The 26,718-nt window shown below is 71.7% G+C and carries 23 protein-coding genes; 16 read left to right on the forward strand and 7 right to left on the reverse strand.

The annotated features are described in order from the left end of the window. Positions 1-82 precede the first annotated feature (82 nt). The 4 genes from BR70_RS22000 (at position 83) to BR70_RS0101420 (ending at position 4,462) form a co-directional block, all read left to right on the forward strand. On the forward strand, positions 83-1,603 hold the full coding sequence (locus tag BR70_RS22000; RefSeq protein ID WP_051596513.1) for an inositol monophosphatase family protein: 1,521 nt from the start codon (positions 83-85) through the stop codon (positions 1,601-1,603). 161 nt (positions 1,604-1,764) lie between these two features. Then, positions 1,765-2,556 (forward strand): hypothetical protein, encoded by a 792-nt coding sequence (locus BR70_RS0101410; protein WP_027464619.1) that lies wholly within the window; start codon positions 1,765-1,767, stop codon positions 2,554-2,556. A 59-nt stretch (positions 2,557-2,615) separates the two neighbouring features. Beyond that, positions 2,616-3,617, forward strand: a complete 1,002-nt coding sequence (locus BR70_RS18945; protein WP_035807598.1) for a daunorubicin resistance protein DrrA family ABC transporter ATP-binding protein — start codon at positions 2,616-2,618, stop codon at positions 3,615-3,617. Further along, the gene (locus tag BR70_RS0101420; RefSeq protein WP_051596514.1) at positions 3,614-4,462 is read left to right on the forward strand and encodes an ABC transporter permease; all 849 of its coding nucleotides are present in this window, start codon (positions 3,614-3,616) and stop codon (positions 4,460-4,462) included. The genes BR70_RS18945 and BR70_RS0101420 overlap by 4 nt, the downstream gene beginning before the upstream one ends. A 24-nt stretch (positions 4,463-4,486) precedes the next feature. On the opposite strand, the gene BR70_RS0101425 is transcribed toward BR70_RS0101420, so the two are convergent. Both BR70_RS0101425 and BR70_RS18950 read right to left on the reverse strand, forming a co-directional pair. Beyond that, on the reverse strand, positions 4,487-5,149 hold the full coding sequence (locus tag BR70_RS0101425) for a LuxR C-terminal-related transcriptional regulator (RefSeq protein WP_027464621.1): 663 nt from the start codon (positions 5,147-5,149) through the stop codon (positions 4,487-4,489). After that, positions 5,146-6,381: an ATP-binding protein gene (locus BR70_RS18950; protein WP_035807602.1), complete on the reverse strand. Its 1,236-nt coding sequence runs from the start codon at positions 6,379-6,381 to the stop codon at positions 5,146-5,148. The genes BR70_RS0101425 and BR70_RS18950 overlap by 4 nt, the downstream gene beginning before the upstream one ends. A 114-nt stretch (positions 6,382-6,495) precedes the next feature. Here BR70_RS18950 and BR70_RS0101435 point away from each other — a divergent pair, with 114 nt between their 5' ends. The 4 genes from BR70_RS0101435 to BR70_RS0101450 all read left to right on the forward strand — a co-directional run bounded on the left by BR70_RS0101435 (position 6,496) and on the right by BR70_RS0101450 (position 11,294). Next, positions 6,496-7,914, forward strand: coding sequence for a PspC domain-containing protein (locus BR70_RS0101435; RefSeq protein WP_197019596.1), 1,419 nt, complete (start codon positions 6,496-6,498; stop codon positions 7,912-7,914). 11 nt (positions 7,915-7,925) lie between these two features. Beyond that, on the forward strand, positions 7,926-8,234 hold the full coding sequence (locus BR70_RS23045; protein WP_027464623.1) for a hypothetical protein: 309 nt from the start codon (positions 7,926-7,928) through the stop codon (positions 8,232-8,234). A 154-nt stretch (positions 8,235-8,388) separates the two neighbouring features. After that, the gene (locus BR70_RS0101445) at positions 8,389-10,290 is read left to right on the forward strand and encodes an APC family permease (protein WP_231495623.1); all 1,902 of its coding nucleotides are present in this window, start codon (positions 8,389-8,391) and stop codon (positions 10,288-10,290) included. Beyond that, positions 10,287-11,294 (forward strand): DMT family transporter, encoded by a 1,008-nt coding sequence (locus BR70_RS0101450; RefSeq protein ID WP_027464625.1) that lies wholly within the window; start codon positions 10,287-10,289, stop codon positions 11,292-11,294. The genes BR70_RS0101445 and BR70_RS0101450 overlap by 4 nt, the downstream gene beginning before the upstream one ends. A gap of 75 nt (positions 11,295-11,369) precedes the next feature. Here the strand turns inward: BR70_RS0101450 and BR70_RS0101455 are convergent, their stop codons facing one another. Continuing rightward, positions 11,370-13,052: a long-chain-fatty-acid--CoA ligase gene (locus tag BR70_RS0101455; RefSeq protein WP_027464626.1), complete on the reverse strand. Its 1,683-nt coding sequence runs from the start codon at positions 13,050-13,052 to the stop codon at positions 11,370-11,372. 95 nt (positions 13,053-13,147) lie between these two features. Between BR70_RS0101455 and BR70_RS0101460 the strand changes: the two genes are divergently transcribed. Continuing rightward, the gene (locus tag BR70_RS0101460) at positions 13,148-14,074 is read left to right on the forward strand and encodes an oxygenase MpaB family protein (RefSeq protein WP_027464627.1); all 927 of its coding nucleotides are present in this window, start codon (positions 13,148-13,150) and stop codon (positions 14,072-14,074) included. Positions 14,075-14,156: 82 nt separating this feature from the next. Here the strand turns inward: BR70_RS0101460 and BR70_RS0101465 are convergent, their stop codons facing one another. From BR70_RS0101465 to BR70_RS18955, 4 genes are all read right to left on the reverse strand, one after another. Continuing rightward, positions 14,157-15,146, reverse strand: a complete 990-nt coding sequence (locus BR70_RS0101465; protein WP_027464628.1) for an aldo/keto reductase — start codon at positions 15,144-15,146, stop codon at positions 14,157-14,159. Further along, positions 15,143-15,709, reverse strand: a complete 567-nt coding sequence (locus BR70_RS0101470) for a TIGR03086 family metal-binding protein (RefSeq protein ID WP_027464629.1) — start codon at positions 15,707-15,709, stop codon at positions 15,143-15,145. Before BR70_RS0101470 ends, BR70_RS0101465 begins: the two co-directional genes overlap by 4 nt. A 677-nt stretch (positions 15,710-16,386) precedes the next feature. Continuing rightward, positions 16,387-16,947 (reverse strand): YceI family protein, encoded by a 561-nt coding sequence (locus BR70_RS0101475; protein WP_027464630.1) that lies wholly within the window; start codon positions 16,945-16,947, stop codon positions 16,387-16,389. A 109-nt stretch (positions 16,948-17,056) separates the two neighbouring features. Beyond that, positions 17,057-17,614 carry a hypothetical protein gene (locus BR70_RS18955; protein WP_111057055.1) on the reverse strand — a complete coding sequence of 186 codons (558 nt, stop codon included), beginning with the start codon at positions 17,612-17,614 and terminating at the stop codon, positions 17,057-17,059. A 768-nt stretch (positions 17,615-18,382) separates the two neighbouring features. Between BR70_RS18955 and BR70_RS0101485 the strand changes: the two genes are divergently transcribed. The 7 genes from BR70_RS0101485 (at position 18,383) to BR70_RS0101520 (ending at position 26,710) form a co-directional block, all read left to right on the forward strand. Beyond that, entirely contained in the window at positions 18,383-19,387 is a 1,005-nt protein-coding gene (locus tag BR70_RS0101485) for an aldo/keto reductase family protein (RefSeq protein WP_027464631.1), read from the forward strand. 216 nt (positions 19,388-19,603) lie between these two features. Further along, positions 19,604-20,101 carry a GtrA family protein gene (locus BR70_RS18960; protein WP_231495612.1) on the forward strand — a complete coding sequence of 166 codons (498 nt, stop codon included), beginning with the start codon at positions 19,604-19,606 and terminating at the stop codon, positions 20,099-20,101. Next, on the forward strand, positions 20,098-21,633 hold the full coding sequence (locus BR70_RS18965; protein WP_081827178.1) for a glycosyltransferase: 1,536 nt from the start codon (positions 20,098-20,100) through the stop codon (positions 21,631-21,633). Before BR70_RS18960 ends, BR70_RS18965 begins: the two co-directional genes overlap by 4 nt. Continuing rightward, positions 21,630-23,618: an ArnT family glycosyltransferase gene (locus BR70_RS18970; RefSeq protein WP_051596516.1), complete on the forward strand. Its 1,989-nt coding sequence runs from the start codon at positions 21,630-21,632 to the stop codon at positions 23,616-23,618. Before BR70_RS18965 ends, BR70_RS18970 begins: the two co-directional genes overlap by 4 nt. Positions 23,619-23,925: 307 nt before the next feature. Then, positions 23,926-24,750: a DUF4397 domain-containing protein gene (locus BR70_RS18975; protein ID WP_051596517.1), complete on the forward strand. Its 825-nt coding sequence runs from the start codon at positions 23,926-23,928 to the stop codon at positions 24,748-24,750. A 98-nt stretch (positions 24,751-24,848) separates the two neighbouring features. Continuing rightward, complete coding sequence (locus BR70_RS18980; protein WP_081827180.1) at positions 24,849-26,003, forward strand: glycosyl hydrolase family 8; 1,155 nt, start codon at positions 24,849-24,851, stop codon at positions 26,001-26,003. Further along, on the forward strand, positions 26,000-26,710 hold the full coding sequence (locus BR70_RS0101520) for a class F sortase (protein WP_027464632.1): 711 nt from the start codon (positions 26,000-26,002) through the stop codon (positions 26,708-26,710). The genes BR70_RS18980 and BR70_RS0101520 overlap by 4 nt, the downstream gene beginning before the upstream one ends. Positions 26,711-26,718: the final 8 nt, after the last annotated feature.

Genomic DNA, 26,718 nt, shown 5'->3' on the forward strand with positions numbered 1-26,718 from the left:
TTCGGCTTCGGCTGCGGCTGCGGCTGCGCCTGCGCCTGCGGTCGACCGTGTGGTCTCGACCAGCGCGGACGCCAGGCCCGGCGTGCGTCCGCCACGCCTCGTCGCCCACCGCGGTGCGCCGCGCGTCCGGCGCGAGAACACCCTGCCCGCCATCGCGGTCGCCGAGGCGCTCGGCGCCGAGGTGATCGAGGTCGACGTCCGTCGCACCGCCGACGGCGTCGCCGTCCTGCTGCACGACGAGACCCTCGGCCGGATGTGGGGCGACGCCCGGCGGGTGTCCGACGTCGACTGGTGCGACGTCGCCCGGCTCGGCAACGGCCTCGACCGGATCCCGCGGCTCGACGGTGCACTCGAACGGCTCGACGGCTGCCGGTCCACCCTGCTCGTCGACCTGACCGACGCCGAGGACGCCCTGGTCGCCGCCCGCACCGTCGCGGGCTTCACCGGCTCCACCGCGGTGGCCTGGTGCGGGGCGCCGGCGGCGATGGCGGCCGTCCGCTCCGTGCTGCCCGACGCCGACGTCTGGCTGGCGTGGGAGTCGCTCGATCCGCCCGTCGCCGCGGACCTCGAGGCGCTCGAGCCGTCGACGCTCAACCTCGACGTCGCGTTCCTCACCCCGCGCACCGTCGAGGTCGCGCACGCCCTGGGGCTGCGCGTCGCCGTCTGGACCATCGACGACGTCGAGCCCGCCATCTGGGCAGCCCGGCTCGGTGTCGACTCGATCACCACGAACGACGTCGGGTCCATCGGGGCAGCCCTGTCGGCGGCCGAGCGCGACGGCTGGCCCGAGCGCGACCGCGAGCCCACCGAGACCGAGGTCGCCTCGCGCGCCCAGGCCCTGGCCCACCGCATCGCCCACGAGGTCATCGCGTACACGCGCGAACACCCGGTCAGCGAGGTCCACACCAAGGCGAACCCCGCCGACCTGGTCACCGACGTCGACCGCCTGGTGGAGCAGCACGTCCGCTCCCGCGTGCGGATGGTGTTCCCGACGCACGGGTTCACCGGCGAGGAGTACGGCGAGGCCCCCGGCGACCGGCACCGCTGGTTCCTCGACCCCGTCGACGGCACCACCAACCTGGCGAACGGCGTGCCCTGGACCTCGATGTCGCTCTGCCTGACCCGTGGCGGGCGTCCGCTCGTCGGCGTCGTCGCGGACCCCTGGCGCGGCGAGGTGCTCGAGGCCCGACGCGGCCGCGGCGCCACCCTGCGCGACCGCCAGCTCCGACTCGACGACACACCCCGGCCGCTCGCCGGCGCCGTCGTCGGCACCGAGCTCGACGGACACCGCCCGTGGCCGGGGTTCGGGGCGTTCCTCGACGCCCTGGCCGACCGGTCGTGCACGCTCCGGGTGCAGGGATCGGGCACGTTGACGATCGCCCAGGTCGCGGCGGGGCGGGGGATCGGCGGCTGCGTCTCGGCGTTCAACCCGGTCGACCACGGCGCCGCGGTGCTGCTCGTGCACGAGGCCGGGGGCGTCGTGCTGACGCCGTCCGGCCCCGTCGAGGGCTTCCCGCCCGTGGGGGAGCCGTTCCTCGTGGCGCACCCGGGGGCCGCGGACGAGCTGCACGCGGTGTGGACGGCGGCGCTCGCCGCGGGGTGAGCCGCGGCGCACGGTGCGGACCGGAGGCGCGGTGCCAGGCCGGCACGCGCCTCCCGGCCGACTCTGAGCGGGCGCTCAGTCATCCGACGCCGGGGGTTCGTAGTGTTGCAGTCCACGACGGGTCCGACCGGATCCGCCGTGCACCCGAAGGAGCATCGACCATGGGATTCCTCGACCGCCTGCTCGGGCGTCCGGAGCGTGACCGATCCGCGGACGCACAGCAGAACCAGTGGGGGCAGCCGCCGCAGCAGCAGGGCTACCGGTACGGCCAGCAGTCCTACCAGCAGCCGGCACCGTCCGCACCGCAGGGCGGCCAGTACGGCGTCCCGCAGTGGGGCGGTGCACCGACGCAGCAGCAGGGCGCGACGACCGACGACGAACGTGCGGTCGAGCGCTACCGCTACCTGCTCCGCACGGCCCCGCCGGAGCGCATCGAGGAGGTCCACGCCGAGGCCTTCGCCAAGCTGACCGACGAGCAGCGCCGCATGGTCTACGACGAGTTCACCCGGACAGCGCCTCCCGGTGAGGCGCCCCGTGGCGACGACCCGCGCTCGCTCGCCCAGTCGGCGACCCGCTCCGAGATCCGCCAGCCGGGCTTCATGGAGCGCTCGCTCAGCGGCGTCGGCGGTGGCGGCGGACGCTTCGGCGGCCAGCGCGGGGGCCCGTCGTTCGGCAGCATGATCGGCGCCTCGATCCTCGGGACGGTGGCCGGCTACGTCATCGGTTCGGCGATCATGAGCGCGTTCCTGCCCGACCCCGGTTCGTTCGATGGCGGTACCGACGCTGCGGGTGACGGTGGTTCGGAGGACACTGGTGCTGAATCCGGCGATGCCGGGGCGTCCGACGGCGGCGCATCCGACGGCGGCGGCTTCGACAATGCGGGCTGGGGCGACAGCGGATCCGACTTCGGCGGTGGCTTCAGCGACTTCGGTGGTGGTGACTTCGACGTCTGAGTGACGTCCGTCGCTCCACCGGACCCCCGGGTACCCACCGTGTCCGACGAAGGAGCGACATGGCCATCATCGAAGCCTCCGGGCTGACCAAGACCTACAGGTCGAAGTCCGGGCCGGTGCACGCGCTGGCCGGACTCGACCTGTCGGTGCCGCAGGGCACCGTGAAGGCGCTGCTCGGGCCGAACGGCGCGGGCAAGACCACGGTGGTGAAGGTGCTCACCACCCTCATCACGCCGGACTCGGGCACCGCGACGATCGACGGCATCGACGTGATCGCCGACCCGCAGGCCACCCGGCGGTCCATCGGGGTGTCCGGGCAGTACGCGGCGGTCGACGAGAACCTGACCGGGTTCGAGAACCTCGAGATGATCGGGCGGCTCTACCACCTGGGCCGCAGGACCGCGCGCGATCGTGCCCGGGAGCTCATCGACGTCTTCGACCTGTCCGAGGCGGGCGACCGTCCGGTGAAGGGCTTCTCCGGCGGCATGCGGCGACGCATCGACCTCGCCGGGGCGCTGGTGATGAACCCGCGCGTGCTGTTCCTCGACGAGCCGACGACGGGCCTCGACCCGCGCAGCCGGCTGGCGCTCTGGGGCATCATCGAAGACCTCGTGGCCGAGGGCGCGACGGTGCTCCTCACCACCCAGTACCTGGAGGAAGCCGACCGGCTCGCCGACGACATCGCGGTCATCGACGACGGGGCGGTCATCGCCGAGGGCACCGCGGACCAGCTCAAGGCGCAGGTCGGCGGGCACCGGGTGGTCGTCACCCTGGTCGACGAGGCCGACGGCGACGCGGCGACCACGGTGCTCCGCCGCTACGGGGTCGGCGAGGTCGAGACCTCGGGCGACGGCCGCACCCGTGCCATCGCGGTGGAGGCCGGACCGGCAGCCCTGCAGCGCGTGCTCGCCGACCTGGGCGCGGCCGGCATCGAACTCCACGACGCCGGCATGCGACGCCCGACCCTCGACGACGTCTTCCTCCGCCTGACCGGACACGCCGCGACGGACGACGACGCCGACGAACCCGCGGCCTCCAAGCAGAAGGAGACGGCACGATGACCACCACGTCCCTCGCACCGGGCCGGCAGCTGCCCGTCGTCGTCACCTCGCCGCTCGCCGTCTGGGTCGAGGACGGCTGGACCGTCACCAAGCGGAACCTCATCAAGCTCAAGCGGTCGCCGGACATGCTCGTGTTCGCCGTGCTGCAGCCGATCATGTTCGTGCTGCTGTTCAGCCAGGTGTACGGCGGCGCCATCCAGGTCCAGGGGACCGACTACACGCAGTTCCTGATGGCGGGGATCTTCGCGCAGACGGTGGTGTTCGGTGCGACGTTCTCCGGATCGGCGATGGCGCAGGACCTGAAGGAAGGGCTGATCGACCGGTTCCGGACGCTGCCGATGTCGGCGTCCGCGGTACTGGTCGGGCGCACCAACTCCGACCTCGTCCTCAACTCGATCTCGATGGCGATCATGATGCTCACCGGCCTGGCGGTCGGGTGGCGGGTGAACTCGTCGCCGCTCGAGTTCCTGGCAGGCATCGCCCTGCTGCTGCTGTTCAGCTACGCGTTCAGCTGGGTCATGGCGCTGCTCGGCATGAGCGTCAAGACGCCCGAGGTCATCAACAACGCCTCGTTCATGATCCTGTTCCCGCTGACGTTCATCTCGAACGCGTTCGTGCCGAGCGACACCCTGCCGCTGGTGCTGCGCGTGTTCGCGGAGTGGAACCCGGTGTCGTCGCTCGTGCAGGCCGCGCGGGAGCTCTTCGGCAACGTCGGGTCCGCACCGGTGCCGGACATCTGGACGATGCAGCACCCCGTGCTGACGGTGCTGATCGGCATCGCCGTGATGCTCGTGGTGTTCGTCCCGTGGGCGGTCAACAAGTACACCCGCATCAGCGCGAAGTGAGGCCGGTCCGGCCGGCGTGGGCGCTCAGAGCAGCTTGCGCTGTAGCGCCCACGCGGTCAGCTCGTGCCGGTTCGACAGCTGGAGCTTCCGCAGGACCTTCGACACGTGTGTCTCGACGGTCTTCACCGAGATGAACAGCTCCGTCGCGACCTCCTTGTAGGCGTACCCGCGCGCGATGAGCCGCATGACCTCCTGCTCGCGGGCGGACAGGCGGTCCAGCTCGGTGTCGTGCTGCGCCGTCTCGCCGCTGACCGCCCCGAAGGCGTCGAGCACGAAGCCGGCCAGGCGCGGCGAGAACACCGCGTCACCGTCCGCCACGCGGGTCACCGCCTCGGCGACCTCGGCACTCGACGAGCTCTTCGTGATGTACCCGCGGGCGCCGGCGCGGATGACCCGCACCACGTCGTCGGCGGCGTCCGACACGCTCAGCGCGAGGAACCGGGTGTCCGGGTTCCCCGGTGCGGACCGCGTGATGACCTCGGCACCGCCGCCGCCGGCGCCGCCCGGCAGGTGCACGTCGAGCAGGACGACGCGCGGGCGCGTGGCCGCGACGAGCGTCACGGCTTCGTCGACGGTCGCCGCCTCACCCACGACCTGGAGGCCCGGTGGCAGCCCGGCGCGCACGCCGGCTCGGAAGATGGAGTGGTCGTCGACGATCGCGACCGTCAACGGGGCGGGTCCGGTCATGCGTGCTCCTCGTCGTGGGTGGCGGGTGCGAGCGGCAGGGTCAGCCGGACCTCGGTGCCGGTGCGGCCCGGCCCCGGCGCGATGGTCGCGTGGCCGCCGAGGCGCTGCATCCGGCCGATGATCGACTCGCGGACGCCGTACCGGCCCGCGGGCACGGAGTCGACGTCGAAGCCCGGGCCGCGGTCGCGGATGCTGAGCTCGACCCGCTCACCGGCGGTCTCGGCGTACACGCTCACGGTCCCACCGGCGTGCCGGGCGGCGTTGAGCATCGCCTCGCGGGCGGCGGCGACGAGCCCGTCCGGCAGGTCGCTGCGGGCGGGTCCGACCGCGATGACCTCGATGCGGGCGGGGTACTCGGCCTCGATGTCCACGGCAGCGTCCCGCAGCTGCGTGCCGAGGTCGCGCGCAGGTTCCGCCTGCTCGGTGAAGAGCCAGGACCGCAGCTCGCGCTCCTGCGCCCGCGCCAACCGCGCCGCGTCCGAACCCGGCTCGGCCTTCTGCTGGATGAGGGCGAGGGTCTGCAGCACCGAGTCGTGCAGGTGTGCCGCGAACTCGGCCCGCTCGAGGTCGCGGACGCGGGCGGCGCGTTCCTCGGCGAGGTCGCGGACGAGTCGGACCACCCACGGGGCGACGACGACGGCGACCCCGACCAGGACGGCGACCGCGGCGGTGAGGACGGTCCAGACGTTCGGGCGGCTGCTCGTCGTGAAGAACAGCAGGATGCCGAGCACGACGAGCACCAGGGCCCCGAGCGCCCGGACGACCAGGGCGGAGGACCCGGCCGTGCGGACGTTGCGGAGCGCGTCGAACTGCCGCCAGGCGAGTGCGGCGCCGGTGACGACCACGACGCCGGGCACGACGACCTCGAGGGGGACCGTCGCGCCCATCCGCGCCGCGACCACCGCGCCGGCGGCGGCGAGCAGGGCGACGCCGAGCAGGATCTCGACGACCGGGGCATGCCGGGCGGACGCGGTGGGCTCGTCCTGGTCGACGTCGGCGGCAGGGGTCAGCACGGACTTGAGCGGTGCGCTTCCGACGGCTGCCCCGGCGGCTGCGCTCGGCACGGTCGCCCAGAGCCAGGCGTAGAGCAGCAGCCCGGCGCCGCCGCAGACCACCAGGACCGCGGTGGCGAGCCGGACGGCCCCGACCGGCAGCCCGGTGTGCGCCGCGAACCCGCTGCAGACCCCGCCGACGACCCTGGGGGTCGGGCGCGTCATCGTCGCGGTGGCCATGGGGCAATCCTGGCACCCGGACGGCGGTCGCAGCAGGGTCCGGGGCCGGGATCAGGGACCGGTCAGGGGGAACCCCGATGGTGTCAGCGCAGCACTGCCGGGATGCTGGTGGCCATGACCGATCACCAGCACGACTCCGCTCCCGGCACCGCCGCCGGCAGCGCCGACTCGACGACCCGGTTCTTCGACTGGGTCCGCGGCCTCGGCATCGCGCGCACCGACGACCGCTGGCTCGCCGGCGTGTGCGGTGCCGTCGCCCGCCGCACCGGGCTCGACCCGCTCGTGGTCCGCGGCGTGACGATCGTCGTCGCGCTGCTGGGCGGGCCGGTCTTCCTCGCCTACGCCGTCGGCTGGGCGCTGCTGCCCGACACGGCCGGACGCATCCACGTCGAGCGGATGATCCGCGGGGTCCTCGACCCGGCGCTCATCGCGATCGGCGCGCTCGTGGCACTGACCTTCGTGCCCGCGGCCCGGGGTCTCTGGTGGCAGGGGGTCCCGGACGCCTGGGGGATGCCCGGCTGGCTCGAGGCGACCCTCGCCACCGCGTGGAGCATCGTGCTCGTCGGCGGGATCGTGTGGCTCATCGTGGTCCTGGCCCGACGCGGGGTGGACGGTGATCTGTCAGCGAGCACTGGCACTGGCACCGGCACCGGCACCGGCACCGGCACCGACCCGACCGCCGCACCGCGGGGCGACTTCTGGACCAGCCCCGAGGAGCCGCACCCGGCCCGGAACGCGTGGACTGCGGAGGCGACCGGCGCGACGGACGCGGGGCGGGCCTCCTGGCAGTGGGGTGCACCGCTGAGCCCCGAGGACCGGCGACGGCAGCACGAGGAGCGGATGCGCGCGGAACGCGAGCGGGCGGCCGAACGGCGGGCCGAGCGGGTGGAGCGGCGCCCCGGGGCGGCGTACGTCGCCGTGTCCCTCGGACTCGCACTCGTCGCCGGAGCCGGGGTCGCGTTCTGGGCGCAGCAGGCCGGGTGGTCCGTCCCGGTCCTCGGGATCGCCGCGGCGCTCGCGGTGCTGGCGATCGCCACGATCGTCGCCGGGATCCGCGGTCGCGACGACGACGTGCTCGGACTGTTCTCGACGGTCGCCGCGGTGGCCCTGGTGGTCACCGGGGTCCTGCCCGCCGGCACCCAGGTCTCGCTGATCGGCGGCACCACGTGGCAGGTCGAACGCGCCGCATCGGGGACCGAACGGGACTTCGCGATGCTGGCGGGCGGTCCCACCCTGGACCTCCGCGGACTCGAGCCGTCGGCCGTCGGGGGCGACGTGAGCCTCTGGCTGGGCGCCGGCGGAGCCGAGGTGCTGCTGCCGACCGACCTGCCGGTGCGGGTCGAGGTGAGCGGTGTCGGCTACGGGATCGACACCGGCGGGGGCGACGACGACGGCACCGGTGGGGTGCTCCGGACCACCACGCTCGAGAACCGTGCGGCACGCACGGCCGACGCGGACGAGACGACGACGGTGCACCTGTGGATCCTCGGCGGTGGCGTCGAGGTGCCGCGGGCGATCACGGTCGGCGAGTGAGGAACGGGACGATGACGACGGACAGCACGACCAACGACAACCCGACGGACGACGGCTCGACGAACGACGAGGCGACTGCGCCGGTGGCCTCCCCGGGCGCCCCGGTCGGGCCCGCCTACCGGCCCCGACGCGGTGGTGCACGCTTCGGCACGATCCTCTGGGGCGTGCTGCTCCTGGTGTTCGCCGGAGCGATGGCCGTGAGTGCGCTGCCGATGTTCTCAGTGGACACCACGACCCTGCTGTTGGCCGCCTGCATCGCCGCCGGAGTGCTGCTGGTCGTGGCGGGGATCGTGGCGGCCCTGTCCCGCACACGGCGCTAGTCGGACCGCTCCGTGCACCGGGCTGTCCAGGTGTGCACGGGGGTCACCCGGACGGCTTAGCATCATCCACGTGACCGCGACAGACGCCGAGCGGGCCGCCCAGCGCGACGCCACCGAGCAGCCCCTCGACCGCAGCACCCGCCTGCGCCGGTGGATGCTGCACGGGGCCGACCAGGGCGCCTCGCACCAGGGCCCGCACCAGGTCGAGGTCGAGAAGACCCACCCGTGGTGGCGGGTCATGTGCCTGACCGGTGTCGACTACTTCTCCACCCTCGGGTACCAACCCGCCATCGCCGCGCTCGCCGCGGGTCTGCTGTCGCCGATCGCGACGATCGTCCTCGTGCTCGTCACGCTGTTCGGGGCACTGCCGGTCTACCGCCGGATCGCCCACGACAGCTTCCGGGGCGCCGGGTCGATCATGATGCTCGAGAAGCTCCTGCCGTGGTGGGCGGGCAAGCTCCTCGTGCTGGTGCTGCTCGGGTTCGCCGTGACGGACTTCATGATCACGATGACCCTGTCGGCGGCCGACGCCACGGCGCACATCGCCGAGAACCCGTACACGCCGCACTGGTTCACCGAGATCCCGGTGCCGCTCACCCTGGCGCTGCTGCTCCTGCTCGGCATCGTGTTCCTGCGCGGGTTCAAGGAGGCCATCGGCATCGCGGTCGGGCTCGTCGCGGTGTTCCTCGCCCTGAACGCCGTCGTCATCATCGTCGCCCTCTGGCACGTGTTCGAGAACCCGATGGTGGCGAGCGACTGGTGGTCCGGGCTGACGGCACAGCACAGCAACCCGCTCGTGATGGTCGGCATCGCCCTGATCGTGTTCCCGAAGCTCGCGCTCGGGCTCTCCGGCTTCGAGACCGGCGTCGCGGTGATGCCGCAGGTCCGCGGCGATGCCAGCGACGACACCAGCGACCGACCCGAGGGCCGGATCCGCGGGACCAAGCGACTGCTGACCGTCGCGGCGCTCATCATGAGCTCGTTCCTCATCACGTCGTCGATCGTGACGACGTTCCTCATCCCGCAGCGCGAGTTCCAGCCGGGCGGCGGTGCGAACGGCCGTGCCCTGGCGTACCTGGCGCACGAGTACATGGGCGGGGTGTTCGGGTCGATCTACGACTTCTCGACCGTCGCCATCCTGTGGTTCGCCGGTGCGAGCGCGATGGCGGGGCTCCTCAACCTGGTGCCGCGGTTCCTGCCCCGCTACGGCATGGCACCGCAGTGGGCGCGTGCGGTGCGTCCCCTCGTGATCATCTTCACGCTCATCGCGTTCGTCATCACGATCATCTTCCAGGCCGACGTCGACGCCCAGGGTGGCGCCTACGCCACCGGCGTGCTGGTGCTCATCACGAGCGCAGCGGTCGCGGTGACGCTGTCCGCGCGCCGCAAGCAGCAGCGCAAGCGCACCATCGCGTTCGGTGTCATCTCGGTCGTGTTCGTCTACACCACGGTCGCCAACGTCATCGAGCGGCCCGACGGCGTGCGGATCGCGGCGATCTTCATCATCGCGATCGTCGTGGTGTCGCTCATCTCGCGCGTGCGGCGTTCGTTCGAGCTCCGGGCGTCGTCGATCGAGCTCGACGCGACCGCCCGGCAGTTCGTCGAGGCCGACGCCGACCAGTTCAGTTCGGTCTGCATCATCGCGAACGAGCCCGGTGCCGGCACGGCCGAGGCGTACCGGGCGAAGGGGCGCGAGGAACGCCGCGACTCCGGCATCCCGGCCCGCGTGCCGACGATGTTCCTCGAGGTCCTGCCCGCCGACTCCTCCGACTTCGAAGAGGACCTGGTGGTCGAAGGCCACGTCATCCACGGGTTCCGCGTGCTCAAGGTCCGCTCCGGCAACGTCCCGAACACCATCGCGTCGACGCTCCTCGCCATCCGCGACCTCGCCGGGGTGGTGCCGAGCATCTACTTCGAGTGGAACGAGGGCAGCCCGATCCGCAACGCCCTGCGCTTCGTGTTCACCGGCGCCGGCGACGTCGCCCCCGTCACGCGCGAGGTCCTGCGCGAAGCGGAACCCGAGGTCAACCGACGGCCCAGCGTCCACGTCTCGTGAGTCACGGACCGGGCGCGGGGCGTGCCTCCAGGCCCGTCGCTGGCCTGGCGGCGATCGCGGTCGCCGCGGCGGTCTGGGGCACCACCGGGACCGCGACGCACTTCGCGCCCGGTGTGCCGGCGTTCGTGTTCGGTGCGGTGACCTTCGGGCTCGGCGGCCTCGTGCTCGCCGCGACCGCGGGCCGGGGCACGCTGCGTGCCGTCACGCAGCGCCGGACCCGCGGCTGGGCACTGCTCGGGGCCGCATCGCTCGTGGTCTACGCGGTCGCGTTCTACGCGGCCCTCGCCGACGCCGGGGTCGCGCTCGGCACCACCCTGGCCATCGGGTCGTCGCCCGTCTTCGCCGGCCTGGTCGAGTGGGTCGCCGACCGCAGACGCGTCACCCGCCGGTGGGTCCTCGCCACCCTGGTGAGCGTGGTCGGCATGGTCGTCGTCACCCTCGCGCGCTCCGAGCACGGCGGCGGCGGGCGGTCACTCGCGGTCGGAGTCGGCAGCGCCCTGGTCGCCGGTCTGACGTACGCGCTGTACTCGTGGGCGGTGGCGCGGGGGATGCACGCTGCGACGAGCCGGATGCCGATCGCCGTCGTCCGCGCGGAGTCCGACAGCATGCGCGTCGGCGGGGACGTCGGGGTCGCGGCCGCACGGGCCGCCCGCGGGCCGAACGAACGCGGGCTCGTCGGCGCGGTGTTCGGGGTGGCCGCGGTGCCGCTCGTCGTGCTCGCCGTGGTGGCGGGCGGGCCGTTCCTGACCGACGCCGACAACTGGCCGGTGTTCCTGTACCTGGCGCTGGTGCCGACGGTCATCGGACACTCGCTGTACGCGCTCGGGCTCCGGACGGTGACCGCGTCGGTCGCGACGCTGCTGTCCCTGCTCGAGCCCGTCGTGGCCGCGGTGCTGGCGGTGCTCGTGGTGGGGGAGCGCCTGGGGACCGGCGGATGGGCCGGGATCGTGCTGGTGGTGGCCGGGCTGTCCGTGCTGGCGCTGCCCGGGCGGCGGGCCCGCTGACCAGCGGCGGCGGGCCCGCTGACCAGCAGCGGCGCCCGCGCGTCAGTCGGACCGGCGCCGACCCGGGAACGCCCGTCAGCCGTCCAGGATCTGGTCCCGCACCTTCCGCCGCAGTACCTTGCCGATCATCGAGCGCGGCAGGTCCTCGACCACGACGACCCGGCGCGGCACCTTGTACGCCGCCAGGTGCTCGCGCGACCAGGCCCGGAGCGCGGCCCCGTCGAACGTCGAGGGGTCCTTCGGCACGACCGCGGCGACGACCTGCTCGTTGCCGCCCTGCGTGATGCCGACCACCGCGACCTCCTTGACGCTGGGGTGCTTCAGCAGGGTGTCCTCGACCTCGGACGGCGACACGTTGAAGCCGCCGGTGATGATGAGTTCCTTGAGGCGGTCGACGATCCGGACGTACCCGTCGGCGTCGATGGCCACGATGTCGCCGGTGCGGAACCAGCCGTCGGGCGTGAAGACCTCGTCGGTGGCCTCGGCCTTGCCCCAGTAGCCGCGGAACACCTGCGGGCCGCGGACCTGCAGTTCGCCGGGCTCGTCGATGCCGAGCACCTTCGTGTCGTCGTCGGGGTCGACCACGCGCGCCTCGGTGGAGGACAGCGGCAGGCCGATCGATCCGAGTCGACGTTCGGGGGAGACCGGGTTGGCCATCAGGACCGGGGAGCACTCGGACAGGCCGTAGCCCTCGACCAGGTAGCCGTCGGTCCGGGCCTCCCACGGTTCGACGATGTCCTGCGACAGCGGCATGGCACCGGAGATGCCGATCTCGATGCCCTTGAGCGACACCTTCGCCGAGTCGGCCGCGTGCTGCAGCCGGGCGTAGATCGGCGGCACGGCCGGCAGGAACGTCGGCGGGTGGCGCTTGATCGCCGTCAGGACCAGGGCGGGATCGAACGCGGGGAAGAGCACGAGCCGCGAGGCCATGCTCATCGCGAAGGTCAGGCAGAGCGTCAGGCCGTAGGCGTGGAACATCGGCAGCACCGCGTACACGACGTTGTCGCCGCGTCGGATCTGCGGCACCCACGCCCGGGCCTGCGCGGCGTTCGCCAGCAGGTTCCGGTGGCTCAGCACCGCGCCCTTCGGCGTCCCGGTGGTGCCGGACGTGTACTGGATCAGCGCGACGTCGTCGGTCGCCGGTCGCGGGTGCCGCTTCGACAGCTTCCGGGTGTCGGCGAGGTCGTCCCACTTGACCGTGCCGCGCACCTTCGCCGTCAGCTTCGCGCGGGACTCGCGGGCCTTCGCGACCGGCAGCGCCAGGGCGAGCCGGGTGCTCCGGGGCATGGCCCGGGTGATGTCGACCGAGACGATCGCGTCGAGGTGCACGTCGGCCGGGAAGTCCTGCAGCGTCGCGACGGACTTGTCCCACGCGATGGCGACCTTGGCGCCGTGGTCCTCGAACTGGTGGCGGAGTTCCCGCGGCGTGTACAGCGGGTTGTGCTCGACCACGATCGCGCCGAGTCGCAGCACCGCGTAGAACGCGACGATGTGCTGCGGGCAGTTCGGCAGGACGATGGCGACGCGGTCACCCGCTCCCACGCCGAGCTTCCGCAGGCCGTTCGCCGCGCGGAGGATCTGCTCCTCGAGGTCGGCGTAGCTCGTGGTGCGCTTGAAGAACTCGAGGGCGACCTGCCTGGGGAACTTCCGGGCCGACTGCTCGACCAGGTCGTACAGGGAACCACTCTGTTCCTCGATGTCGTGCGGGACCCCCGGGGCGTACGAGGCAAGCCAGGGACGAGGCGTGTCGATGCTCACCCGACCCAACCTAGTGGGCGACCCCCGTGCACGCTGGGAGGGCCACTTTGCGCGATGGCACCCCCACGCCCAGGTGACGGACGGAACATGACGACATGTCCACTGTCTCCGACGTCTTCCGGTCCCGCCTCAACCGGACGTTCACGGGCGGTTCGACCGGCACGGAAGCCTGGATGGACGACCTGGAACACGGCACCGACGCGGGCTTCTTCGGTCCGGGCTCCGCCACGTGGGCGGTGCACGGCGGGAGCCACGGCATCGTCGCCGGCGTGCGGGCACTGCTCGTCCAGGCGCTGCACCCCGGTGCGCTGGCCGGCGTCGCCGACCACTCCCGGTACCGCGAGGACCCGTTCGGTCGCCTGGCGGGCACCAGCCGGTGGATCGCGACGGTCACGTACGGCGACCGGCAGACCGCTCGCAGCGGCAGCGACTGGGTGCTCCGGCTGCACGAGCGGGTCCGTGGGCAGTACGTCGACGCGCACGGCACCACCCGCCCCTACGCGGCCAACGACCCGGACCTGGCACGCTGGGTGCACCTCGCCTTCACCGATGCGTTCCTCCGCGCCGCCCAGCGCTGGGGAGGCCCGATCCCCGGAGGCGCGGACGCCTACGTGCGCGAGTGGGCCGAGGCCGGGCGCCTCATGCGCATCGTCGACCCGCCCGAGTCCGAGGCGGAGCTCCGTGCCCAGATGAACGGGTACCTCGACCGCGGCGAACTCCTGGTGGACTCGCGCACCCGAGACGTCGTCCGGTTCATCAAGGACCCGCCGCTGTCCCGCCTGCTGCGACCCGGCTACCGCGCCGTCTTCCAGGGAGCGGTGTCCACGCTCGACCCGCGGCACCGCTCACTCCTCGGCCTCCGTGCGCCGATCGTCGGCCCGGTGGAGCTGCCGGTGGTCCGCACCACGAAGCTCGTGCTCGACGGGATCGGTGCGGTGCTCGACGACCAGACCGGTTCCGAACGAGCCGCGCGGCGGCGCATCGCGCGCCTGCAGCGCACTGACGGCAGCGCGGTCGCCTGACCACGGCCGTCACCGCGACCACCTGACGGACGGGAGGCACGGTGCCAGCTGGCACCGTGCCTCCCGTCCGCTCGTGGGGGCGTCAGAAACCCGACGGCACCCGGGGCGTGTACGCGGACTCGAGTCGCGTGACCTCGTCGTCGGTGAGCGTCAGCGACGCTGCGGCCACCGCGTCGTCGATGTGGTGTTCCTTCGTCGCGCCGACGATGGGCGCGGAGACCGCGGGCTTGCCGGCGACCCAGGCCAGGGCGACCTGTGCCATCGGGACGCCGCGCTCCGTGGCGACGGCCTCGACCGCGTCGACGATCGCGCGGTTGGCGTCCTCGTCCTGCTTGTAGAGGGTCTTGCCGAACTCGTCGGTCTGCGCGCGCGAGCCCGAACCGGAGGCGTCCCAGGGGCGGGTGACGCGGCCGCGGGCCAGGGGGCTCCACGGGATCACGCCGACGCCGGTGTGCTCGCAGAAGGGGAGCATCTCGCGCTCCTCCTCGCGTTCGAGCAGGTTGTACTGGTCCTGCATGCTCACGAACTTCGTCCAGCCGTGGCGTTCCGCGGTGTGCTGCATCTCGGCGAACTGCCACGTCCACATGCTGCTCGCGCCGATGTAGCGCGCCTTGCCGGCCTTCACGACGTCGTGGAGGGCCTCCATGGTCTCCTCGATCGGCGTCACCGGGTCGAAGCGGTGGATCTGGTACAGGTCGACGTAGTCCGTGCCGAGCCGGGTCAGGGAGGCGTCGATCTCGTGCATGATCGCCGCGCGGGACAGCCCGGCGCCGTTCCGGCCGGGACGCATCCGGTTGAAGACCTTCGTGAAGACCTGGACGTCCTCGCGCGGAGCCAGCTCGGCGAGGAGCGTGCCGGTGATCTCCTCGCTGCTGCCGTCCGAGTAGACGTTCGCGGTGTCGAAGGTCGTGATGCCGGCCTCGAACGCGCGGCGGACGAACGGGCGGGCCTCGTCGATGCCGACGCTCCAGGCGTGCGAGCCCCGGTCCGGGTCGCCGTACGACATCATGCCGAGGACGACGCTGCTGATCTCGAGCCCCGAGTTGCCGAGGCGTTTCGTGTCGGTGGTCATGCCGTCACTCTGGCATCGCGGCCTGTGACCGCGAGCAGACGGACCTGGAGCGGGGAGTCCTCGGTGACGTCGACCGGGGGTGCGTACAGACCGGTCGCGGCGAGGTCCTCGATCTGCGGCTCGAAGTACTCCCACACGGCGCGGACGAGCTCGTCGGGCAGGGACTCCTCGGTGCCGGTCGCCCGGGCGAGGTCCCACGTGTGGATCGTGATGTCGCTCGTCTGCTCGGTGAGGTACTGCGCGGCGGGCACGACGTCGGTGCTGAGGTGCACGGGGGTGTCCTGCGGGGCGTTCCGCCAGGCGTCGGTGGCCGCGGTGGCGAACCGGTGCCACTCGGCCACCAGGTCGTCGCCGATCGGCTCGAGGTCGGCCTGGGCCTGGGCGTAGTCGCACCCGGTCAGGAGCTTCGGGATCCAGCGCTGCTCGTCGACGACGTGGGCGACGAGGTCGCGGGTGGTCCACTCGGAGTCGGGGGTCGGGGCGTCCCAGTCGGTGACGGCGGCGACGCGGCGGCCGAACTCGGCTGCCGCGAGGGCCTGCATCGCGATCCAGTCGGTGGCCATGGTGGTGCTCCTGTTCGTCGTGCGGGCGTGTGCGCTTGGTGCAACTCGGGGTCCGGAGTATGGATTCCCCGCGCTGTTGTCGTACGTGCCAACGTTACGCGGGGGCGGCGCTCGGCCGTCGCTCGTCCGCTCGTTCCCGCTGGTGCTCTGCCTCTGCGTCTGCCTCTGCGTCTGCGTCGCCTTCGTGCGCCCCCCTGCCGTGCGCCTCTGTGCGCGAGCCCCTGTGCGCGAGCGGGCGAAATGCCGCACTTCGTCCCCGCCGTGTCCCGGGTATTCCGCCCGTTCGGCCGCGCTTCCGATCTCCGCCGGGGTCGCTCGCACCCGGCGCTCGGGTCCTTGCGCGAGCGGGCGAAATGTCAGGCGCGCCACGGGGGTCGGCATGGTGTTTCGCCCGCTCGTGGGCGTTGGCGCGGGCGTGGGCGTGGACGTGGGCGTTGGCGTGGGCGTGGATGTGGGCGTGATTGCGGGGATCGGCCTCGACTTCGGCCCCGGCGTCGGCGAGCGGGTGGAATGCCCGACGAGCCAGGACGAAGCTCCGGGGTATTTCGCCCGCTCGTGGTCGGGGGACCCGAGCGGGCAACGAAGAACGCCCCGACTCCGTGCGGAGTCGGGGCGTTCTTCTCGGGTTCGGGGAGTGACGCTCGGTGCCCTCAGTCGGGCGTTGCGTCAGAGGTGGCTCAGGCCGCCTGGAGGACGAACTGGACGTCGAGGTTGATCGTGACGTCGTTGCCCAGGGTGAAGCCGCCGGCCTCGAGCGCCGCGTTCCAGTTCACACCGAACTCGGTGCGGTCGATCTTCGTGGTCGCCTCGGCGCCGAACTTGACCTGGCCGTAGCCGTCCGTGGTGAAGCCGCCGAGCTCGGCCTTCAGGACGACCGGCTTGGTGACGCCGCGCAGGGTCAGGTCACCCGCGATGTGCAGGTCGTCGCCCTTCGCCTCGATGCTCGTGGAACGGAAGGTCAGCTGCGGGTGCTCTTCGGTGAGGAAGAAGTCGCTCGTCTTGAGGTGCTGGTCGCGCTGCTCCTGGCCGGTGTTGATCGACGCGACGTCGATGTTGGCCTCGACGGTCGACTCGAGCGGGTTCTCGGCGGTGACGACGGTGGCGTCGAACGTCTCGAACTTGCCCTTGACCTTGCTGATGGCGAGGTGGCGGACAGAGAAGGTGACCTCGGAGTGGGTGGGGTCGATCTTCCAGGTGCCGGTCTTGTAGCCGGGAACGGTGTCAGCGGTGAGCGTCATGGTGGTCCTTCTTCCGAACGAGAGTCTGCGGTGCGACGCGTTCCATGCGCCTGCATCGAGTTGATACTACGACAGTGTGCACCGTTTTGGTTGAAGCGTCAACCATTGTTCACCCAAGTGTCGCAAACCGCGTGTCGTGAGCTCCTCTGGCACCGACCTCGAGCAGCCGCCTGACGCGGTGCACGAAACGCTCGACACCGTGACCGAGGTCGTCTGCTGTTGCTCTGACGAGCCACCAGTCGACGTCCTTCAGATGCTCGCCGCGCGTGAGGTCCTTTCGGAAGCTGGCTGGATCGGTGCGGTGCAGATCGCTCTCGTACTCGATCGCGACCCTGGCATCGGGGTAGGCGAGGTCCACACATGCGATCCACTGCCCGTCGACGACGACATCGTGGTTGAGCGCCGGTTCCGGGAGTCCGCGGCGGATGAGTGCCAGCCGTGTCCGGGTCTCTCCGGGGGACCGAGATCCCCTCCGGATCTCATCGAGCGCGAGGCGGAGCTTCACGATCCCGCGGATGCCACGTCGTCGTCGGACGGCCTGCGCGAGTTCATCGAGCGTCGTCCAGCCGAGCCACCCCACGAGTGCATCGCCCGCGACGATGAGTTCGTCGAGCGTCAGCATCGAGCCCAGCGCGACGAACGTGTCGGCCGGAGTGGTCAGTGGCACTCCTCGTGCGATCGTCGCGCGGACTGATCCGTACCGAGCCCGGTGGCCGACCGTGCCGCGAACCCGGAGCGCTTGATCGGTCCCGATCGTCGTGACGTGCAACCGCTGGTCGCGTTCGAGACGTCTGGGCAGCGGGACGCCGATGATCGCTGCGGCGGTGACGTGGCTGAACACCTGATCGGGGCGGAGCCGAGGAGCGAGCGCTCTCGCACGTTCATCCACGGACACCGGTGGGAACGCTGATCGGATGCCGTGGAACGGTCGGATGAGATCGCGAGCGTCGAGTCGGCCACGCGAAACGCCTCGGTGCAGCGCATCGCGTACTCGGAACGAAGCGTCGCGGAGTGCCATCGGGAGTCGCCGTCTTGCGGTCATCTCCACAGCGTGACGGCGAGCCGGTCTTGCGGACGTGAGTCGGGCCTCCTTTGTGGACGGCTGGCCCGCTATCACCTATGTGGAGGGATGGTCGCTTCCGCCAGCGGGCGAAACACCGTGCCGGCTGCCTGGCTGCACGGCGGTGTTTCGCCCGTTCGCGCGGCCCGCTCACCGACAGCTCTGGACCCGCTGTTCCGGACCCGCTGCACGGAAGCCGATGCCGGGGTCGCCCGAGGCGAGCAGGCGAGCGGGCGACATGTCCGGGTGTGCCGTCGGCGGCACTCTGGCATTTCGCCCGCTCGCGCGCCCAGCCCCGCGCCCCCGCCCACCCCGGCCCCGACAGGCACTCGCGGGACCCCTCACGTGCGCGCTCACTCCAGTAGCGTCGGGATCATGGAATTCAGGTACCTGGGCAACTCCGGACTCAAGATCTCCGAGATCACCTACGGCAACTGGCTGACGCACGGCTCGCAGGTCGAGAACGACGTCGCCACCCAGTGCGTGCGGGCAGCGCTCGACGCCGGCATCACCACGTTCGACACCGCGGACACGTACGCCAACACCGCCGCCGAGACCGTCCTCGGCGAGGCGCTCAAGGGCGAGCGGCGCCAGTCCCTCGAGGTCTTCACGAAGGTCTACTGGCCGACCGGCCCGAAGGGGCACAACGACGTCGGCCTCAGCCGCAAGCACATCATGGAGTCGATCAACGGCTCGCTCGAGCGACTGCAGACCGACTACGTCGACCTCTACCAGGCACACCGCTACGACTACGAGACCCCCCTCGAAGAGACGATGCAGGCCTTCGCCGACGTCGTCCGCCAGGGCAAGGCGCTCTACATCGGCGTCAGCGAGTGGTCCGCCGAGCAGATCCGCGCAGGTGCCGCACTCGCCAAGGAGCTCGGCTTCCAGCTCATCTCGAACCAGCCGCAGTACTCGATGCTGTGGCGCGTCATCGAGGGCGAGGTCGTCCCCGCCTCGAAGCAGCTCGGCCTGTCGCAGATCGTCTGGTCGCCCATCGCGCAGGGCGTCCTGACCGGCAAGTACAAGCCGGGGCAGCCCCTGCCCGAGGGGTCGCGAGCCACGGACGAGAAGGGCGGCGCGGACATGATCAAGCGGTTCATGCGCGACGAGGTCCTCGAAGCCGTGCAGCGCCTGCAGCCCGTCGCCGATCAGGCCGGCCTCACGCTGGCGCAGCTCGCGATCGCGTGGACCCTGCAGAACGAGAACGTCGCGAGTGCCATCGTCGGCGCCTCGCGTCCGCAGCAGGTCACCGACAACGTCAAGGCCGCCGGCGTCAAGCTCGACGCGGACGCCCTCGCGGCGATCGACGAGGCACTCGGCGACATCCCGGAACGGGACGCGTCCAAGAACGTGTCCCCGTCGTCGCGCCCCGCGTAGACGCAACCGACCGACGGACGGGAGGCCCGGTGCCAGCTGGCACCGGGCCTCCCGTCCGTCGTGCCCGCGCCGTGACCACCGCAGCTGACGGATCGTCAAGATGAACGGCATGTGTCGCGCATCTGGCAGGGGCCTGGCAAATCGCGTACCCCGCCCAAACCACCCGTCCGCGTCCCCCGAATCGGGGGCATGACCCGAACTCATACCCCCGTTCTGGTGTCACCCGACACCGGTGCGGTGCGGACCGTGCGCCCTGGCACGGTCCCGCGCCTGCTCGCCACCGCGAGGCAACTCGCGTCGTTCGGCACCATCGGTGCCGTCTGCTTCGTCATCGACCTGGGCGTCTACAACCTGCTCCGCGCCACCGTCATGTCGGACGGTCCCATCGCCGCGAAGATCGTGTCGGCCATCGTGGCGACCTCGATCGCGTGGATCGGCAACCGCTTCATCACCTTCCGCGCCCAGCGCCAGACCGGCCGCCGCGAGACCGTCCGCGAGGGGTTGCTCTTCGCTGCCACGAACCTCGTCGGCCTCGGCATCGCCGCTGCCTGCCTGTTCGTCTCGCACTACGTCCTCGGCTTCACGTCCACCCTCGCCGACAACGTCGCCGGCAACGGCGTCGGCCTCGTCCTCGGCACCGCGTTCCGGTTCGCCGCGTACAAGGCCCTCGTCTTCCGGTCCACCGACACACGTCCGAAGGGGTTCCCCGAATGACCATCTCAGCCGTGTTGCTGACGGCCGCAGGGCCGCTGCTCCAGCCCGACAACGACACCGGGACGACGGGGGACGTCCCCAACCGAGGAACCACGGACGTGCCGACGGGAGGCTCGGGGCAGCTCCCACAGGCCGCCTGGTCGCTGGGCGAGTGGCTCGGCTACTCGACCCTCATCGCCCTCTCCGTGCTGCTCACGATCATCGCGTTGACCACCCTCTGGTGGATGCTGCACGCCTGGCGCTCCCGGGACGCGCTGAAGTCCACCAGCTTCAGCCAGACCCCGCGTCCGGCGACGCACCGGTTCACGCTCCTGGTGCCCGGTCGGCACGAGCAGGACGTGATGGGGCAGACGCTCGACATGCTCGCGACCCAGGACCACCCCGACTTCGAGATCATCGCGATCGTCGGGGAGGACGACCCGGAGACCGACGCCGTCGTGCGTGCTGCGGCGGCTCGGCACCCCTCCCTGATCAAGGTCGTGGTGGACGACACCCTGCCGAAGAACAAGCCGAAGGCGATGAACCTGGCGCTCCAGCACGCGACGGGTGACATCGTCGGGGTGTTCGACGCCGAGGACGAGGTCTACCCGCGGCTGCTCTCCCTCGTCGACTCGCGGTTCCAGGAGACCGACGCCGACGTGGTGCAGGGCGGCGTCCAGCTGATGAACTTCACGTCGAGCTGGTGGTCGCTCCGGAACGTCCTGGAGTACTACTTCTGGTTCCGCTCGCGCCTGCACTTCCACGCCGGGTCCAAGTTCATCCCCCTCGGGGGCAACACCGTCTTCGTGACCCGCTCCCGCCTGGAGTGGTCGAACGGCTGGGATGCCCACTGCCTCGCTGAGGACTGCGAACTCGGCGTGCGGCTCTCCGCCGACGGCGCGAAGGTCGTCGTCGCCTACAGCCCCGAGGCCGTCACCCGCGAGGAGACCCCGCCGACCTTCGCCTCGCTGCTCAAACAGCGCACGCGGTGGAACCAGGGCTTCCTGCAGGTGCTGGGCAAGGGGGAGTGGAAGAAGCTGCCGTCCTTCCGGCAGCGGTTCTTCGCCCGCTACATGCTCACGATGCCGTTCATCCAGGCGGCCACCGGGCTGCTCATCCCGCTGAGCGTCCTGATGATCCTGTTCGTCAAGGTGCCGACGGCGATCGCCCTCGTGTCGTTCGTGCCGGTGGCGCCGACGCTCATGCTGCTCGCCGTCGAGATCGTCGGGCTGAACGAGTTCGGCCGTCTGTACGGCGAGAAGGTCCGGCTCCGCGACTACGTGCGGCTCGTTCTCGGCCTGGTGCCGTACCAGGTGTTCCTCGCCGCCGCGGCGGTCCGGGCAGTCGTCCGGCACGCCAAGGGCCAGAACGGGTGGGAGAAGACCGAGCACACCGGCCAGCACCGCACCGGACAGGTGGTCGGCTTCGCCTCGGACCTGGACGGGTCGGGCGCAGCGTCGTCCGCAGGCGCCGGATCGGGCGCAGCGTCCTCCGCGGATGCAGCGTCGTCCGATCGTGCGTTCGCCGGCACCACCACGGGAGGCACCCGATGACCGCCAGCATCACCGACACCACGGGCATCCCGATCCGTGGTGGAGCAACCACGCACCGATCCGGCATCGGGGCGTGGTTCCGTCGGCACGCGGCCAGCCTGACGTGGTTGCTGCCCGTCGTCGCGGTGACCGTGCTCGTCCAGGCCTGGAACATGTCGGGCACACCGCAGCGCATCGACGACGAGGGGACCTACACCGCACAGGCGTGGGCGATCACGAACCTCGGCGAGCTCACCCACTACACGTACTGGTACGACCACCCGCCGCTCGGATGGATCCAGATCGCCGGGTACACCGGGTTGACCGGGGCGTTCGCGCGGTACCCCTTCGCGGTGGAGGCCGGGCGCGAGGCCATGGTGTTCTTCTCCGCCGTCTCGAGCATCCTGCTGTTCGTCCTGGCCCGACGTCTCGGCGCCGGACGGATCACGGCGGCCGCGGCCGGACTCGTCTTCGCGCTGTCACCGCTCGCGCTGCAGTACCACCGCACCGTGTACATCGACAACGTCGCGACGCCCTGGCTGCTCGCCGCGTTCGTCCTCGTGCTGAGCCGTCGCCAGCAGCTCGCCGGGTTCGCCGGTGCCGCTGCCTGCCTCGGCATCGCCGTGCTGTCCAAGGAGACCTACCTGCTCGCACTGCCGTTCCTGATCTGGATGGCCGTGCGTCGTGCCGACAAGAGCACCCGCCGGTACACGCTCAGCGTCGCCGGGGCCGTGCTCGTGCTGATCGGCGGCGGGTACCTGCTGCTCGCCGCGGTGAAGGGCGAACTCGTGCCGGGCAACGGGCGAGTCAGCCTGTGGGAGGGCGTCACCTACCAGCTCGGGTCGCGGACCGCGTCCGGATCCGTGTTCGACAGGGGCAGCCTGGCGAACGAGGCCGCCGCGCAGTGGTGGGCACTCGACCCGGTGTTCATCGTGCTCGGCTCGCTCGCGGCCGTCGTCGGGCTGTTCCTGCGACGGGTCCGACCGATCGCCGCGATGCTCGTGTTCCTGCTCGCGGTGATGTTCCGGCCGAACGGGTACCTGCCGGTGCCCTACGTCATCATGCTCATCCCGTTCGCAGCGCTCCTCGTCGCGTACACCGTCGAGCGTGCCGTCCTGACGATCGCCGGTCGGGTCCACACCCGGGGCCGGTTCGGCCCGAGGGCACGGCGCGGCCTCGGCATCACCTGGGCCGTCGTCGCGGCTGCGGCCCTCGTCGTCGCGGTGCCGCTGTGGGGGACACAGCTGCGGGGCTTCCTGCTGGGCAACCTCGACCTGCCCATGCAGCAGGCCGAGCAGTGGGTGGGGGACAACGTGCCGAAGTCCTCGCGTCTGCTGGTCGACGACGCCATGTGGGTCGACCTCGTGGACGACGGCTTCGCCCGGAACAACGTCGTCTGGTACTACAAGCTCGACACCGACGGAGCAGTGGAACGGCAGTCCCCGAACGGCTGGAAGGACTCGGACTACGTCATCACGACGGACTCCATGCGCACCGGCGGCAACTCGTCCACCGACGTGCGCCAGGCGATCGAGAACTCCACGGCCGTCGCGACCTTCGGCACCGGTGACCAGCAGGTCGAGGTCCGCCGGATCCATGCCGAGGGAGCCAGCGCCGCCGAGACGGCGATCACCCGGGCCACCGACGTCCGGAAGACCCTGGGAACCGAGCTTGCGTCGAACCCGGCCCTGCGTGCGGACGACGGCACGAAGTCGCAGTTCCGTGCCGGACAGGTCGACTCGCGGGCGATGATCGCGCTCGGGCAGGTGCTCGCCGACCAGGACGTGCGGGTCGGCCGGTTCACCCCGCGCACCGGGGAGACCGGCCAGCCGTTCCGCACCGTCGTCCTGCACACGAGCGACGATGCCTCGGCAGCACGGGTCGCTCGGACCTTCGACGCCATGTCCCAGGCGTTCCGGCCGGACTCGGTCGAGCGCGAGGGAGCACGGCTCACGGTGACGTACACCCCGGCCGACCCGACGACGACCGCGACGAGCGCCTCGTGACCCCCGATCGCTCGGCCGCGCCGGGGCTGGAGCTGGAGCTGCTGCTGGGCGAGCGGGCGAAATGCCCGGAGGGCTCCGGCACGCACCCCGGCATTCCGCCCGCTCGACGGATCGGCCGCGGAACCGCTCCCCGCGAACACGTCGGGGCGGAACGCCCGCTGGACGAGCGGGCGAAATGCCCGGGGGACTCCGGCGCACACCCTGGCATTCCGCCCGCTCGCGCGGCGGCCCGGATGACAACCCCACGAACCACACCTCGACACGACGACCGCACGCCCACCGCACCTCGACCCGAAGGAGCACCATCATGACCGCACACATCACGAACCGCCGCCGCACCGTCGTCATCGGAGCGCTCGCCGCCACACTCGTCGCCGCGACCGTCGGGCTCGCCGCCCCCCAGACCGCTTCCGCCGCGACGGCCGACCAGGGCTGGCTCCGCGTCGGACACCTGTCGCCGGACACGAAGGGCGTCGACGTCGAACTGTCCAGCCTCGCCGGGGGGAAGACCGTCTTCGAACTCGACGACGTCACCTACGGCCAGGTCAGCCCGTACGAGAAGCTGCCGGTGGGCACCTACGTCCTGTCGATGCGCGCCGCCGACGCCCCGGGTTCCACCCCGGTCATCTCCACCGACGTCACCGTGCAGAAGGGCGACGCCAGCACCGTCGTCGCCTACGGCAAGAACGACGGGCTGAAGACGACCGCGTTCACCGACGACCTGCAGCAGCCCGGCGACGGCAAGGCGAAGCTCCGGCTCGTGCAGGCCGCCACCACCGCGAAGCGCGTCGACGTGCAGACCTCCGACGGCACCCCGATCGCCGAGGATGCCACCTTCGGCACCGCCACCAAGTACGCAACGGTCGACGCCGGCAAGTGGTCGCTCGACGTCTCCGGCGGCGGCCAGCGGGGCACCGCGAAGGTCGACCTCGCCGGCAACACCGTCTCGACCCTGTTCGTCCTCGACGACAGCAAGGGCAACCTGACGGTCGTGCCCGTGACGGACGCCGCCGCGACCGCCGCCACCCCGTCCGGCGGGGTGCAGACCGGCGGTGGCGGCACAGCCGCTGACCGTCCGGTGACCGAGGCGGTCCACGCGGCCGTCGCGATGCTCCGCTCGCTGTTCCGCTGACGCCCCGGACTGGAGGCGCGGATCACGTGCGCTGCACGGCCCAAGTGATCCGCGCCTCCTCTTCGACCCCCCCACCATCCCCGGAGAGGCAGGCCAGCATGACCCGCAGGACCTGGATACCGGTCGCCGCCGCGGCGGCCGTCATCGTCGCCATCGTGGTCGCGATCGTCGCGGTCCGCCCCTGGTCGTCGAGCACCACGACCGCCGCTCGCGGCACGGCGACCCCGACCTCGACCACCGCGCCCGACGCGGCGCGCTCGCCGCAGCAGCTGCGGTCGGCGTTCCTGGACCGCTACGTCGAGGACGGTCGCGTCGTCCGCACCGACCAGGGTGGTGACACCGTCAGCGAGGGGCAGGCGTACGGCCTGCTCATCGCCTACGCGAACGACGACCGTGCGCGCTTCGACGCGATCTGGGAGTGGACGAAGGACCACCTGCTCACCGACGACGACCTGCTGGCGTGGCGGTGGACGTCCGACGAGGGCGTCGCCGACGAGCAGTCCGCGAGCGACGCCGACCTCGACGCCGCTCGGGCCCTCGTGCTCGCGGGGAAGGCCTGGGACGACGACCGGTACACCGCTGCGGGGAAGCGCATCGCGGCGGCGATCCTCGAGCACGAGACGGCCCGGACGGACCTCGGCACGATCCTGCTGCCCGGACCGTGGGCGGATCAGGAGCCCTACCGGTACAACGCCTCGTACGCGTCACCCGTGGCCTTCTCGGTGCTGGCGGACGCCACCGGCGACGACCGCTGGAACGCGCTGAACCGGGGTTCGCGCGCCGTGACGGCCGCCGTGCTGGACGCCTCCGACCTGCCCAGCGACTGGTCCCAGGTCCACGCCGACGGATCGGTGGACCCGATGCCGCCCGTCGGTGGGGACGGGCGCGTGCTCTACGGGTACGACGCGATGCGGACGCCGCTCCGGTACGCCGAGGCGTGTTCGGCGCCCGACCGGGAGCTCGCGGCGGCCCTCGCGCCCACGCTCGGACGGACGACGCGGCTCGCCTCGCAGCTCGACCTCGGTGGCACCCCGGTGACGCAGGACACGAACGCGCTGGCCTACACCGCGCGGGCCGCTGCCGAGCAGGCCGCGGGTTCCTCCCGTGCGGCTGCCGACGACCTCGAGCGGGCCGCCCGGACGGCGGCGACCACACCGACCTACTACGGAGACGCCTGGCTGGCCATCGGTTCGACGATGCTGACCTCCGACGTGCTCGGGGGCTGTGCCAGCGACGTCGGAGCCGGCTCGTGAGCGGCCGTCGGAGCGCAGGGCGCGTCTCGGCCGTCCGGCGCCGAGGCGTGGTCATCGGTGCCGTGGTCGCCGCCGTCGTGGTGGTCGGGGGCGTGGCCGGGGTGGCGGTCGCGTCGACGGTCGGCGGCGGCGCGGGGGAGCGTGCCGCGTCGTCGGCGTCAGCGTCCCCGTCGCAGCCGTCCACGTCGCAGTCGTCTTCTTCGTCCTCGGGTTCCGGCACCGACGGGTTCCAGGATCCGGCCGCACCCGAGGCTCGCTCGACGGCCACACCGGTCAGCGTGTCGATCCCGGCCATCGGCGTGCGGTCCTCGCTCGAGGACCTGCACCGCGGCGCTGCCGGAGAACTGGACCCGCCCGTCGACTGGGACAGCGCGGGCTGGTTCAGCGACGGGATCGTCCCCGGCGAGGTCGGCCCCGCCGTCATCGCCGGTCACGTCGACAGTCCCACGAGCGCCGCGGTGTTCTTCCGACTCGACGAACTGGTCGCCGGCGACGAGGTCCACGTCCGGATGTCCGACGGCAGCACCCGCACCTTCACCGTGGACCGTTCCGAACGCGCCGCCAAGTCGGCGTTCCCGACGAGCGACGTCTACGGCCCCACCCCTACTCCGCAACTCCGACTCATCACCTGCGACGGCACGTTCGACACCGCCACCGGGCACTACACGGACAATCTGATCGTGTTCGCAGACCTCTCGTCGGATTGACCCACCAA

This window comes from Curtobacterium sp. UNCCL17 (assembly GCF_000686685.1).
Classification (GTDB): Bacteria; Actinomycetota; Actinomycetes; order Actinomycetales; family Microbacteriaceae; genus Curtobacterium; species Curtobacterium flaccumfaciens.

Bases quoted from the DNA above. Each gene is read 5' to 3' on its own strand.
- BR70_RS18950 (WP_035807602.1), bottom strand. From the start codon at position 6,381: ATGGCCACCGCGACGATGACGCGCCCGACCCCCAGGGTCGTCGGCGGG.
- BR70_RS18965 (WP_081827178.1), top strand. From the start codon at position 20,098: ATGACCATCTCAGCCGTGTTGCTGACGGCCGCAGGGCCGCTGCTCCAG.
- BR70_RS0101420 (WP_051596514.1), top strand. From the start codon at position 3,614: ATGACCACCACGTCCCTCGCACCGGGCCGGCAGCTGCCCGTCGTCGTC.
- BR70_RS18975 (WP_051596517.1), top strand. From the start codon at position 23,926: ATGACCGCACACATCACGAACCGCCGCCGCACCGTCGTCATCGGAGCG.
- BR70_RS18945 (WP_035807598.1), top strand. From the start codon at position 2,616: ATGGCCATCATCGAAGCCTCCGGGCTGACCAAGACCTACAGGTCGAAG.
- BR70_RS0101470 (WP_027464629.1), bottom strand. From the start codon at position 15,709: ATGGCCACCGACTGGATCGCGATGCAGGCCCTCGCGGCAGCCGAGTTC.
- BR70_RS0101465 (WP_027464628.1), bottom strand. From the start codon at position 15,146: ATGACCACCGACACGAAACGCCTCGGCAACTCGGGGCTCGAGATCAGC.
- BR70_RS18980 (WP_081827180.1), top strand. From the start codon at position 24,849: ATGACCCGCAGGACCTGGATACCGGTCGCCGCCGCGGCGGCCGTCATC.
- BR70_RS0101485 (WP_027464631.1), top strand. From the start codon at position 18,383: ATGGAATTCAGGTACCTGGGCAACTCCGGACTCAAGATCTCCGAGATC.
- BR70_RS0101475 (WP_027464630.1), bottom strand. From the start codon at position 16,947: ATGACGCTCACCGCTGACACCGTTCCCGGCTACAAGACCGGCACCTGG.
- BR70_RS0101445 (WP_231495623.1), top strand. From the start codon at position 8,389: ATGCTGCACGGGGCCGACCAGGGCGCCTCGCACCAGGGCCCGCACCAG.
- BR70_RS0101460 (WP_027464627.1), top strand. From the start codon at position 13,148: ATGTCCACTGTCTCCGACGTCTTCCGGTCCCGCCTCAACCGGACGTTC.
- BR70_RS0101425 (WP_027464621.1), bottom strand. From the start codon at position 5,149: ATGACCGGACCCGCCCCGTTGACGGTCGCGATCGTCGACGACCACTCC.
- BR70_RS0101435 (WP_197019596.1), top strand. From the start codon at position 6,496: ATGACCGATCACCAGCACGACTCCGCTCCCGGCACCGCCGCCGGCAGC.
- BR70_RS23045 (WP_027464623.1), top strand. From the start codon at position 7,926: ATGACGACGGACAGCACGACCAACGACAACCCGACGGACGACGGCTCG.
- BR70_RS0101410 (WP_027464619.1), top strand. From the start codon at position 1,765: ATGGGATTCCTCGACCGCCTGCTCGGGCGTCCGGAGCGTGACCGATCC.
- BR70_RS18970 (WP_051596516.1), top strand. From the start codon at position 21,630: ATGACCGCCAGCATCACCGACACCACGGGCATCCCGATCCGTGGTGGA.